We start from the raw sequence: 12,960 nt of genomic DNA, 5'->3' as shown, positions 1-12,960 counted from the left end.
TTTTTTTCATACCCTAATAAGCCCTTTGATCTCCATTTAAAATATTCTCAATTTCTACTGCTATTTCACGACCTTTTTTGTATGAATTAAGTCTATCTTGTGGCACCGAATCTTTAAATCTGTCCTCACCAGAAAGAAAATCTACTATTCCTTTCTTTGCACTTGGCACATCGGAAGCGTGGTCTATTCCATTAACTTCTCTTATTTTTGAATAATCCATGAATATTCCTCCCTATTTATATATCTTGTAGACACTGAGTCGTTATTAATGCTACAGTATCGTAAGTATTATAGTTATATACTTCCCAATTTATAATTTTTAATGTATTAATATAATTTTTGAGGCAAGCAAAAACATACACTCGGGGCATGAAAAATTCATAATTATACATATAAAAGGAACTCAAAAATTGAGCTCCTTTATATGGAAGAATAATTTTTCTTACTTATTCTTTAATACTGCTCTTAAACAAAGTGTTACTGCAACTGCTATTCCACCCCACATTATAAGCATAAAAGCCAACGCTTGACCACTCATACCTCTTCCCCCTTATATTTCTCTGAAATGGGTACCAATTATTAACTAGTCGCCACCCTCTTAAATTATTACTTCCTTATAAGTACCTTATTCTGTTTAAATTCTTCACCATAAACGCTTTTTATACTTTTATAAGTCCCAATAAAGCCCAGAACAAATACCACTAGTAAAACCATTCTCGCACCATTAACCCAGGGAATTAGTTCTGGCGTTTTTACCACAAATGTTGGTATAAGTTTAAAATATCCTTCTTTAATATATGATGCAGTTGATCCAATCAAAATAATTATTATTGTTCCAGGAGTTATCCATTTAATCATAACAGTATATATCCATTTTGGTGCTTTCCAGTAAGATCCACGATTTATCTCGTCTAATGGGTTATCTTTCATGAGCCAACCAGCTACGATTATCTCTATAAGACCCATTACAACCAGTAAATAAGTACCAACCCAATTATCAAGCTCTGTAAAATAAGCAAGTTCAGCGGTTTTCGTAAGTATTGGCTCTAGAGCAACTGGTAATCCAACTGCTATATATCCTATGAAAACAACAAATGATGCTTTCTTCTTAATCATACCCATGCCTTCTTCTAAAATTGTTACCAAGTAATTATACATTGCAATAGCTGAGGTAAATCCAGCAAAGAATAATAACATAAACCAAAGTGTACCAAGTAACCTACCGCCATCCATAGTTCTAAAAATATTAGGTAGTGATATAAAAGATAGTCCTATTGATTGACTTAGACCCTCTACACCCATGAAAGCATAAGTAATTGGTATTGCAATACTTCCACCGAGTATTACTTCAGCAAATTCATTTAAGGATACTGTGGTCAAAGCTGAAGTTACAATATCATCATCTTTCTTTAAATAAGAAGCATAGTTTTGAATTATTCCCATACCGAGTGACAGCGTAAAGAAAATTTGACCTGCTGCTGCAAGTGTTCCTTTAAAAGTTAAATCTGACCATCTTGGACTCCAAAGATAATCTAACCCCTTTAAAGCTGACCAATCTGGGTTAACTGGTGATCCTATAGTTAACGCTTTATAAATTAATACAAATCCAAATATATATAGAACAGGCATCATTACCTTTGCCCAAGACTCTATACCCTTCTGAATCCCTCTTGTTACTGCGAAAGCTAAAAATGTTAAACTAATAAGCCAAAAAACAAATACATAAACAGGGTTTTGTACATAACTCACAAAAAATTCTCCTGTGCTTACAGCCATATCCGAATAACCACCAGTGGCAGATAAAAAAGCATAGCCAAGGGTCCACCCAATTATATGATTGTAATATGAATTTACTAGTAATGTAACTCCAATAACTAACATTCCACAAATAGAACCTAATATGATTGCTTTTTTAGGTTTAATCTTATCCCTTGACTGAATATAAATCATAAAACCTACTGTACCATGTCCATATCTTCCACCAAGTCTACCCATCATCCATTCTACGAGCATTAAAGGGATTCCTATTATAAGAAGAGCTCCTACATAAGGAATCATAAATGCTCCGCCACCGTTTTTTGCAGCTTGATAAGGAAATCTCCAGAAATTCCCTAGCCCTATTGAATTCCCTGCCATTGCTAGAATAAGTCCAACTTTAGACCCCCAATTTTCTCGTTTTTCAACCATTATTAGCCCCCTCTTGGGTTTTATTTAAAAATATTTTTTTATATATAATATATTTTTATATTATATATATATTACAATATGTTACAATATATTAACAAATCCTTAATATAATTTTATTAAACAAAAAAATATATATAATTTATTAAATCAAAATATTATAATTGAGAATAAAATCATAGAAAATTGTCACTTTATTAAAGATTTAACTAGAAAATTGACATATTAATAAATATTCATTTTTTAACATAAAATTTGAAATTAAGGGAAATATAAATCTAATAATTGTGAATTTGAGTCTAAACAGACCAATATCATAAAAAGCGTTCTGAAGAACTTAAAAATAGTTAATTAATAATTATTCATTATGTTAACATAAATATTCATTTTGTTAACATAAATTTTATAATTACGGGAACTACAAAACAATAAATTATCAATTTCAGTCAAAACATGTCAATATCAACTGAACCGTTCTGAAGAGCTTAAAAACAGTTTTGATGGGTATACCATTGGTTTTACAAGCCTATTGTAGGTTTGACAAGCATAATATTTTATGCTAGTATTTCAATATGAAATATTTGTGTCGAGGAATTTCAATAGTGTATACAATTGTGAATTTTTCAAAAACTACATAAGCGGATATTTTGAAATTAACTAAGGATAAATTAAATCATAGATAGCGAGGTGTAATTTAAATCCAACACTAGTATTTCTATCAAATTCAAGTAAAAAGTACCAACATTCTACGATGAGGGGAGTTAAAAAATGATAAGCTTCATAATTAAAAGACTATTTTCAACTGTAGTAACTATTTTTGTCATTGTAACAATAACTTTTTTCTTAATGCGATTAATGCCAGGTGGACCATTTTCTGGTGAAAAAAAGCTATCTCCACAAGTTATAGCTAGTTTAAATGAAAAATACGGTTTGGATAAACCTGTATTCGAACAATATACTACTTACCTAGTAAACCTTTCACAAGGGGATTTAGGTCCTTCAATGCTATATAAAGGAAGATCTGTTAATGCAATTATAGCATATTCGCTCCCAGTTTCTGCTAGGTTAGGTGTGTGTTCTATGGTTTTCGCACTAATTGTAGGCGTTTACATGGGGATAGTTGCTGCTCTTAATCAAGGCAAATGGCAAGATAAATTGTGTATGTTTATTTCGACCCTTGGCATTACGGTCCCGAGCTTTATAATTGCAACATTGCTAATTTATGTGTTTGCAATAAATTCGCATATATTTAATGCTATTGGCCTTAAATCCGCAAAGGATTATGTTCTTCCATCAATTGCTCTTGGGGCAGGTTCAATGGCTTTTATTGCAAGACTTGGAAGGTCAGCTTTACTTGATGTTATAAGGCAAGACTACATTAAGGTTGCAAGAGCTAAAGGCCTTTCTAAAAATACAGTTATATATAAGCATGCTCTAAGAAATTCATTAATCCCTATTGTAACTTATATCGGACCGCTAATCGCTGCAGTTTTAACTGGTAGCTTTGTAATTGAAGGTCTGTTTGGTATTCCAGGCGTGGGTAGAGAATTCATTCAAAGTATAGGAAACAGAGATTACACGGTGACAATAGGTTTCGTAGTTTTACAAGCTACCTTCTTAGTACTCGCTAATCTTATTGTTGATATACTATATGCAGCAATTGACCCAAGAATAAAAGTTGAATCATAGGGGGTATATATATGGAAATAAATACTGAATTATTTGAAAAAATACCAAATGGTCAGAAAAATTTAAACGAAATAGTTAGACCAAGTGAGACTTATTTCCAGGATGCTTGGAGAAGATTAAAAGAAAATAAACTTGCAATGGGAGGATTATTTTTCGTTATATTTATAACTCTACTTGCTATTATTGGGCCAATGGTATCAAAATACAATTATTATTCACAAGATTTTATGATTGCAAACCAAAGTCCTAGTTCAGCTCATTGGTTCGGTACTGATAAGTTTGGTCGTGACATGTTTATAAGAATATTATATGGAGCAAGAATTTCACTTACCATTGCATACGTGGCAAGTTTTTTAAATCTCGTTATAGGAATTTTATATGGTAGTGTTTCAGGATATGCAGGTGGTATAGTTGATAATTTAATGATGAGAGTTGTTGATGTAATTTGGTCAGTTCCTCCTATGATTTATGTTATTCTCTTAATGGTTATCCTCCACAATCCAGAATCTACGGATGGTGGTATGACAAGTATTATAATTGCACTTGCAATATCCTTTTGGGTAACAATGGCAAGAATAGTTCGTTCTCAGGTTATGGCGCTAAAAGAACAGGAATTTGTCCTTGCCGCAAAAATATCCGGTGCTAGTAACATGAGAATAATATTAAAGCATCTTATTCCAAATAGTATGGGACCAATAATAGTAACAATGACAATGTCTGTGCCAGGTGCTATTTTCACAGAAGCTTTCCTTAGTTTTATAGGACTTGGAATTTCTGCACCTCAAGCATCTTGGGGAAGTCTAGCATCCGAAGCATTAGATGGATATCAGCTTTATCCATTGCAACTTATTTTCCCGGCGATGGCAATTTGTGTAACAATACTTGCGTTTAATTTCCTCGGTGATGGCTTAAGAGATGCACTAGATCCGAAGATGCGAAAATAGTTAGGGGGAAAATTATGGAAAGATTAGTTGAAATAAACAATTTAAAAACATCCTTTTTTACACATGTAGGAGAAGTTAAAGCTGTAGGAGGAATATCCTTTTACTTAAATAAAGGTGAAGCTCTTGGAATAGTTGGAGAATCTGGAAGTGGAAAGAGTGTTACTATGATGTCTCTTATGAGACTACTTCCTGATACAGGAAAAATAATAGACGGTGAAATCCTATTCCAGGGTAAGAATCTTGTAACGCTTCCTGAAAAACAAATGGAGTCAATAAGAGGAAATGAAATAGGGATGATATTTCAAGATCCCATGACTTCCCTAAATCCTGTATTCACCATAGGAAATCAAATAATGGAACCATTACTTAAACATAGGGGGTTAACTAAAAAAGAGGCTTTTGATAAGTCAGTGCAAATGCTCTCTTTAGTTGGAATCCCAAGTCCCGAACAGAGAATGAAACAATATCCTCATGAATTTTCTGGTGGTATGAGACAACGTGCAATGATTGCTATGGCATTATGTTGTGAGCCAAAACTGTTAATTGCAGATGAACCTACAACAGCCCTAGATGTTACAATCCAAGCGCAGATTCTTGAGCTCATGAAGGACATTAAAGAAAAATTAGACACTTCAATTATTCTTATAACACATGATTTAGGAGTGGTTGCAGATGTTTGTGCGAGAATAAACGTTATGTATGGTGGATTAATTGCAGAAACAGGTTCTACTAAGGATTTGTTTTACAATCCAAGACACCCATATACTTGGGGACTTTTAAACAGTATCCCAAATCATAAAAGTGCCATAAGAGAAAAATTGAAACCAATAGAGGGTCAACCACCAGATTTATTAAAACCACCTATAGGGTGTCCATTTGCGCCTAGATGCGATTATGCTATGAAAATTTGCGAACAGCAAAGACCACCATTATTTGAAATTAGTCCTAATCATTTTGCTGCTTGCTTTCTAAATCACCCAGATGCACCTAAGACAAAAGCACCTGTTGGAAGGGGGAGTTTATAATGAGTGATGAAAAAGAATTAGTTGATATTCCAGATGGAAAAGCATTAATTGAAATAAAAAATTTAAAAAAGTATTTTCCTGTAAAGAAGGGGTTATTTGTTCCTACTCGTAGTAATGTAAAAGCAGTAGATGGTATTTCTTTTACAATTAACAAAGGCGAGACCTTAGGCCTAGTTGGAGAATCAGGCTGTGGTAAAACCACTACTGGTAGAACAATAATAAAGCTATACGAACCTACTGGTGGGCAAATAATATATGACGGGAAAGATTTATCAAAGCTTAGTCCAAAACAGATGCTTCCTTATAGAAAAAAAATACAAATGATTTTTCAAGATCCCTATGCTTCGCTTAACTCAAGAATGACTGTTGGTGATATTGTTGGTGAATCAATTGACATTCATGGTGTTTATAAAGGTAAAGAGAGGATGTCAAGAATTCAAGAACTGCTTACAACCGTGGGATTAAGCAGTGAACATGCTAGCAGATATCCGCATGAATTTTCCGGTGGACAAAGACAAAGAATTGGTATAGCTAGGTCTCTAGCTGTGCAACCAGAATTTATAATATGTGATGAACCTATATCTGCGTTAGATGTTTCCATACAGGCACAGGTTATAAACATGCTTGAAGAATTACAAGAAAATATGGGATTAACATATCTTTTTATAGCCCATGATTTATCAATGGTTAAGCATATATCAAATAGAATAGGAGTTATGTATTTAGGTAAAATGGTTGAAATCGGTGAAAGTGACGAAGTATATAACCACCCAATGCATCCATATACTCAAGCTTTACTATCGGCCATTCCAATACCTGACCCTGAACAGGCAGCTTTAAGACAGAGGATTATGCTTGAAGGTGAAATACCATCACCTATAGATCCTCCACCAGGATGTAGATTTAAAAGCAGATGTAAATATGCTAAAAAAATATGTTCAGAGGTAGATCCAGTATTGAAAAATTTAGGAACAGATCACTTTGTGGCTTGTCACCTATTTTAGATTGCATAAAAACTTGTTTAGTCTGTATACTAATGAATATAATTCGATGCTTTGCACCGAATATATATATATAAATACTTAGAGGGGGAATAATAAAAATGACAAAAAACAAATTTACAAGAATAAGCGGAATTTTACTTGCCGTAACTTTAGGGGCAACTATGCTATCAGGCTGTAGCAGCAAACCAAAAACAGATGCTACGGGTGAAGTTCCACAAGTAATTACTTTCAATTTAGGTGCAGAATCTAAAACTATCGACCCAGCATTAAGTACTGCAGTAGATAGTGGGACTATAATAGGGAATGCTTTCGAAGGTTTAATGAGATTAGATGACAACGATCTACCAATTCCAGGTATGGCTGATAAGTATGAACTATCTGAGGATGGTTTAACTTATACTTTCCACATTAGAGAAGGCGTTCAATGGTCAGATGGTCAACCAGTAGTAGCTGGTGATTTCGAATATGCATGGAAAAGAGTTTTAACACCTGCCACTGCTTCTGAATATAATTACCAACTCTTTTATTTAAAGAATGGGCAAGGATACAATGAAAGCGGACTTGCAGCTGCGGATAAAACTCCTGGTGTAAAACCTGCCACTATTGATGACGTTGGAGTAAAGGCTACAGATGATTCAACTCTTGTAGTTACCCTCGAGAACCCAACAAGCTACTTCTTATCACTTATGGCTTTTCAAACATATATGCCAGTTAGAAAAGATGTAGCAGACACTGATCCTGCTTGGGCTACTAAACCTGAAACTTATATCACTAATGGTGCATTTAAATTAAAAGAATGGTTGCCTAAAGATGTAATGACTTTCGTGAAAAATGATAAGTATTGGGATGTCAGCAATATCAAACTTGATACTATTAACTATAAAATGCTAGAGAATGAAACAGCAGCACTATCAGCATTTAAAGCAGGCCAAATGGATATGCTTAGGACTCCACCAGCATCTGAAATTCCTGGTCTTATAAAAGATGGTTTTTGCCAAATCACTCCTAACTTAGGAACTTACTACTATGCAGCAAATCTTACACCTAGAGCTTTTGATGTAAATCCAGAAGCTGCTAAGGCTTTACAAAATGTTAAAGTTAGAAAAGCATTAAATCTTGCTATTGACAGAGAAGCTATAGTTGAAAATGTTAGTAAAGGCGGTCAAATTGCATCAACCTCATTTGTTCCTCATGGTATGAAAGAGCCAGATGGCAAGGATTTTACGAGTAAAGAATATTTCCCAGCAGCTGGAGATGTAACTCAGGCTAAAGCATTACTTGCTGAAGCAGGCTATCCAGAAGGAAAGGGATTTCCTAGAATAACTTTACTATACAACACTCTTGTAGGACATCAAAATATCGCCGCTGCTATTCAAGATATGTGGAAGAAAAATCTTGGAGTAGACATAGAACTTCAGAACCAAGAATGGAAAGTATTCTTAAAAACAAGAAATGATAAACAATATGAACTTGCTAGAGATGGCTGGTTAGGAGATTACACAGACCCAATGACATTCCTTGATTTATTTGCATCAGGTTCAGGAAATAATGACCCAGGATACGACAATCCAGAATATGATGCAAAAATCTTAGCTGCTAAAAAAGAATTAGATCCAGCTAAGAGAATGACTATCTTGCATGAAGCAGAAGACATTCTTATGGAAAACATGGTTATAATCCCTATTTATGAATATACAAATACAATAGTTATAAAACCAAATATTAAGGGAACTCGTACATCACCTTTAGGTCAAACATGGTTCCAAAAAGCGTACGTAGAAGCTGCTAAATAATATAACCTAATAAGAATAAAAACCCGTAACAATAAATGTTACGGGTTTTTATTCTTATTAACGCTTTAAAGTGTCATCTGTTTTCAAAATCAAAACCTTATTCTTCTAACGTTTCATAAAATTTATCATTGATTAGTCCCACTTTGTTATTCTTTTTCATATAATATTTTACAATACTTTACTGATCTCAAAATTATTTATTTATAATTATTAATACTTTTTATATGCGCCCATATAATAGAAACTTATGTAATATTCTACAAATTGCATATATTAAAAACATATGTTATAATAACATAAATTTTGTAGTATATAAATGATTTTTCCACAACAGTTTTTATATTTTGTGTACTATAATTATGCGATACAATTCCTAGGAGGCTCTTTATGGAGAATAATCTTAAAGATGATTTAAGAAAAAATATGCTTAAGCAAAGAAAAAATATGAAGATAGAAACTGTAAATGATTTTAGCAATAAAATTATAGAAACAATTACGGAATTACCACAATTTATAAAATGCAAAAATATCATGTTATATTTAAGTTTCAATAATGAAGTAGATACATATCCTCTTGTCACCTGGTGTTTAGATAATGGTAAGACAGTAATTGTGCCTTATTGTATACAATCACAGCGAAAAATAGTACCTTTTAAAATAAACAATCTTACAAATGATATTACTAAATCTACTTTCGGTGTTATGGAACCAAGACATGATTTATTAAAACAAGCTAATATTGAGGATATAGATTTAATCATAGTCCCAGGTGTGGTATTTGATTTGCATTGCAATAGGATAGGCTTTGGTGCAGGCTATTATGATAGATTTTTACCTAAAAAATCAAAATTTACTCCTACTATAGGAATAGCTTATGACTATCAAATACTTGATAGTGTTCCCACCGGTGTTTATGATGTACCACTAGATTTCATAATCACTGAAAAAAGAATAATATTTCCCCACTAATTCATCACTATTTTTTTATTATTAAAATATTACACAATACCATATTAAATTATACTAGTGTCGGAGGTGAATCCCGTTGAAAAAAAGAATAGCTGCTTTCTTTGATATTGATGGTACTCTCTATAGGGAAGGTTTAATTACAGAGGTATTTAAAAAATTAATCAAAAGCGAACTTATAGAAAATGATAGATGGTACAAAGAAGTAAAACCCTTTTATGTTAAATGGGATAAGCGAATAGGAAATTATGATAATTACCTACTTAAAATGGCTGATATTTACTCCGAAGCAATAATCGGACTTCATAGGTGTCAAATTGAGTTTATTGCCAGTCAAATTATAAAACAAAAGGGAGATAGAGTTTATACCTATACCCGTGATAGAATTAAATGGCATAAAGATCAGGGTCATATAATTATCACCATATCAGGTAGCCCTATTGAACTTGTACGCGAAATGTCTATAAAATATGGTTTTGATGATTATATAGGAACAAAATACCTATTAAACGAAGATGATATTTACACTGGTGATATTATCCCTATGTGGGATAGTGCTAGTAAAAAAATTGCTATAGAAGATTTTGTAATTAAATATAATATTGATTTAAATCATAGTTATGCTTATGGAGACACTTCTGGGGATTATAATATGCTAAAGTTAATAAGTCATCCTACAGCAATCAACCCTACTAAAGAACTGCTACTAAACATTCTAGAAGATGATGAATTAAAGGATAAAATTAATATAATGGTAGAAAGAAAAGATGTGGTTTATAGACTCCGTCCAGAGCACATAGACATATAATTTTTTCATTATATTCGTTTATTTTACCTAATATGCTTTATTTCGCTAAAAAACTATTATATAATATTGTATAGTAGTTTTTTACTTTGAATTATAACCATCGCTTATTATGAAAGGAGTTATATAGTGTTAAGAGATTTATTCATTAACAGTACAATCCTAATTGCCTTTATTTTTATGAATAGTCAAATATTCAAAAGAAATTTTTTAAACTTATCAGTATCATACAAAGATAAATTTTTCTTCGGATTAACTAAAGGAGTGCTAGGTATTATCTTAATGCTATTTAGTATAAAGATTACCCCTGAAGTTATTATGGATTTACGTCATATTCCAATACTACTCGCCGCTCTTTATGGTGGTGGATTTGCTTCAATTATTGCCGGCATAACAATTGCAATATTTAGAATAAGCTACTTTGGTGTTAGTACCCCTGCTATAATAGCCTCTATTAACATGTTTATTGTTGCTATTGCTTGTGCTTTAATTTCAAAATTAGATATAGAAGAATTAAAAAAATTTATCTATATGAACATTATAAGCTGCGTAATCATTACCAGTACATTTTTATTAATTATTAAAGATCCAATAACACTTAGTCATACGCTTTTTTATTTTTGGTTGGGTTCTTCTATTATTGGAGCTCTAGCATATTATATTGCAAATTACATGAATACTTCAATTAAATTACTTAATAGATTAGAACAAGAGTCAACTATAGATTTTCTTACTGGTTTAAACAACGTTAGACAATACGATAATGCACTAAACGAGTCCTTCGTTAATGTCAAAAATAAGAATGAACATCTGTCTATCCTAATAATTGATATAGATTTCTTTAAAAAAGTGAATGACACATATGGTCATTTAGCTGGTGATGCAGTATTACAGCAATTAGGACTCGTATTATCTACCTCTAGTAGAAGTTTTGATATTGTATCTAGAATTGGTGGAGAAGAATTTTCTGTTATTTTACCTGATTGTCCAAGTGAGCAAGCTCTAGAAGTGGCAGAACGGTTAAGATTAGCTGTAGAAATCCACTACTTTATTTTACCCGATAAAACAAAAATTAATATTACTGTTTCTATAGGTGCTGCAACTTACCCTGATAATGTATCTGATTTGGAAGACGTTGTTAAGCATGCCGACACAGCATTATATTCTGCTAAACGTACCGGAAGAAATAAAGTATGTCACCCGGAATAATTTTTTCTTTAAATAAAAAATGAATCAGATAGAAGTTTACTACTTCTATTCTGATTCATTTTTTGCTAGAAAATTTCTTTTTGGATATTACTGAATATATAATCCATATTACAAACAAACTTCCAATTGTTACATTTGTAATCATATCTTTTAATATCGGTATACCTTGTCCAAGGAAAGTTCCAAATAGGATTATCCCCCCCATTAAAATTAAAATAACCTTATTTAGAATTATATACTCATCGTAATTATCACCCTTATATTTTTTGCCCTGCTTCTTCTCAAAATTGAGTCCAGTAACAACAGCAGCAGCACCCATCATAACAAATATAATAGTAAAAACACTATCTCCCAGTCCCATTTGCACTACCCCCTATGCTCTCTCTACCTTTTAAGGGTTATTATATCATAAATATACACTAAGGTGAAACCATGCACTAATGTGAGCGGGCTGAATGCTACGTATGTAATTCGCCCTAGTGACTTGCAAAAATGAAAATCGAAATATTGAAATTCCATCTAGCAATTCTTCTTTTGCTCATATGAATTCCCCGTAAGCTTGCCAGTACATGAGTACTAAAGAATTTTTCAGTTATAATTTCAATGTCTTCTGACCTTCCCCGTAGGGGTCCCATCCAGAAAAGTATAAATTTCTCATAAGTGACTTGCAATAAGAAGCGCAGAAACATTGAAATCGCATTTAGAAATTCTGCTTTTGCCAATATAACATTCTCGTAAGACTTTCATAGATACCCCAACGGTTTACTTAAAATAGTAGCTACATATTAAAGTATAAAATTTCTCCGAAGTGACTTGCAATAAGAAACGCAGAGACATTGAAATTTGATTTAGAAATTCTTCTTTTGCGACTATAAAATTCTCGTAAGACTGCCAGGACGGCAGTCTAGCGAACCCGAGACAGGACGTCGAGTGTGAGCGTTAGAGTATTTTATATGAGCAAAAGATTAGAATTTCTTAATCAAATTTCCAGTTTCAAGTTCTTATTGCAAGTCCCGCAAGAGAAATTTTATACTTTCCTATCCTATATTTTTTAATAAGTTCGCCATTTCTATTGCGCTTACTGCAGCATCATACCCTTTATTACCTGCCTTTGTCCCCGCTCTTTCAATAGCTTGCTCAATATTCTCTGTAGTAAGTACTCCAAAAATAATTGGAACTCCTGTTTCAAGTGTTACTGAAGCAATTCCTTTAGTAACTTCACCAGACACATATTCATAATGGGATGTAGCGCCCCTTATTACTGCTCCTAAACATATTACGCCATCATACTTACCAGACTTAGCCATCTTTTTTGCAACTAATGGTATCTCAAATGCACCT

Annotated in this window: 12 protein-coding genes; 8 read left to right on the top strand and 4 right to left on the bottom strand. The window is 32.7% G+C overall.

The window, feature by feature from the left end; translation table 11 throughout:
- Positions 1-13: 13 nt before the first annotated feature.
- Both JJE11_RS06055 and JJE11_RS06050 read right to left on the bottom strand, forming a co-directional pair.
- A complete protein-coding gene (locus tag JJE11_RS06055; protein WP_291633625.1) occupies positions 14-220 on the bottom strand; it encodes a hypothetical protein in 207 nt (68 codons plus the stop codon).
- 386 nt (positions 221-606) lie between these two features.
- On the bottom strand, positions 607-2,187 hold the full coding sequence (locus JJE11_RS06050) for a sodium-dependent transporter (protein WP_291633624.1): 1,581 nt from the start codon (positions 2,185-2,187) through the stop codon (positions 607-609).
- 765 nt (positions 2,188-2,952) lie between these two features.
- Between JJE11_RS06050 and JJE11_RS06045 the strand changes: the two genes are divergently transcribed.
- The 8 genes from JJE11_RS06045 to JJE11_RS06010 all read left to right on the top strand — a co-directional run bounded on the left by JJE11_RS06045 (position 2,953) and on the right by JJE11_RS06010 (position 11,619).
- A complete protein-coding gene (locus tag JJE11_RS06045; protein ID WP_291633623.1) occupies positions 2,953-3,873 on the top strand; it encodes an ABC transporter permease in 921 nt (306 codons plus the stop codon).
- 11 nt (positions 3,874-3,884) lie between these two features.
- Positions 3,885-4,817, top strand: a complete 933-nt coding sequence (locus tag JJE11_RS06040) for an ABC transporter permease (RefSeq protein WP_291633622.1) — start codon at positions 3,885-3,887, stop codon at positions 4,815-4,817.
- 14 nt (positions 4,818-4,831) lie between these two features.
- Positions 4,832-5,842 carry an ABC transporter ATP-binding protein gene (locus JJE11_RS06035; protein WP_291633621.1) on the top strand — a complete coding sequence of 337 codons (1,011 nt, stop codon included), beginning with the start codon at positions 4,832-4,834 and terminating at the stop codon, positions 5,840-5,842.
- Positions 5,842-6,846, top strand: coding sequence for an ABC transporter ATP-binding protein (locus JJE11_RS06030; protein ID WP_291633620.1), 1,005 nt, complete (start codon positions 5,842-5,844; stop codon positions 6,844-6,846). The genes JJE11_RS06035 and JJE11_RS06030 overlap by 1 nt, the downstream gene beginning before the upstream one ends.
- A gap of 98 nt (positions 6,847-6,944) precedes the next feature.
- The gene (locus tag JJE11_RS06025) at positions 6,945-8,639 is read left to right on the top strand and encodes a peptide ABC transporter substrate-binding protein (RefSeq protein WP_291633619.1); all 1,695 of its coding nucleotides are present in this window, start codon (positions 6,945-6,947) and stop codon (positions 8,637-8,639) included.
- Positions 8,640-9,026: 387 nt separating this feature from the next.
- A complete protein-coding gene (locus JJE11_RS06020; RefSeq protein ID WP_291633618.1) occupies positions 9,027-9,608 on the top strand; it encodes a 5-formyltetrahydrofolate cyclo-ligase in 582 nt (193 codons plus the stop codon).
- A gap of 76 nt (positions 9,609-9,684) precedes the next feature.
- Positions 9,685-10,413 carry an HAD-IB family hydrolase gene (locus JJE11_RS06015; RefSeq protein ID WP_291633617.1) on the top strand — a complete coding sequence of 243 codons (729 nt, stop codon included), beginning with the start codon at positions 9,685-9,687 and terminating at the stop codon, positions 10,411-10,413.
- Between the two features lie 126 nt (positions 10,414-10,539).
- Complete coding sequence (locus JJE11_RS06010; protein ID WP_291633616.1) at positions 10,540-11,619, top strand: diguanylate cyclase; 1,080 nt, start codon at positions 10,540-10,542, stop codon at positions 11,617-11,619.
- A gap of 55 nt (positions 11,620-11,674) precedes the next feature.
- Here JJE11_RS06010 and JJE11_RS06005 read toward each other — a convergent pair whose 3' ends face one another.
- Both JJE11_RS06005 and ribH read right to left on the bottom strand, forming a co-directional pair.
- Positions 11,675-11,980 carry a hypothetical protein gene (locus JJE11_RS06005; RefSeq protein WP_291633615.1) on the bottom strand — a complete coding sequence of 102 codons (306 nt, stop codon included), beginning with the start codon at positions 11,978-11,980 and terminating at the stop codon, positions 11,675-11,677.
- 676 nt (positions 11,981-12,656) lie between these two features.
- Positions 12,657-12,960, bottom strand: a 304-nt coding sequence (gene ribH, locus JJE11_RS06000; RefSeq protein ID WP_291633614.1) for a 6,7-dimethyl-8-ribityllumazine synthase, incomplete at its 5' end; no start/stop codon positions are given.

The organism is Clostridium sp. (genome assembly GCF_016650095.1).
In the GTDB taxonomy this organism is placed as follows: domain Bacteria; phylum Bacillota; class Clostridia; order Clostridiales; family Clostridiaceae; genus Clostridium_AD.
Note: the sequence above shows the minus strand (reverse complement) of the source record. Positions and strands in the feature narration are given on the sequence as shown.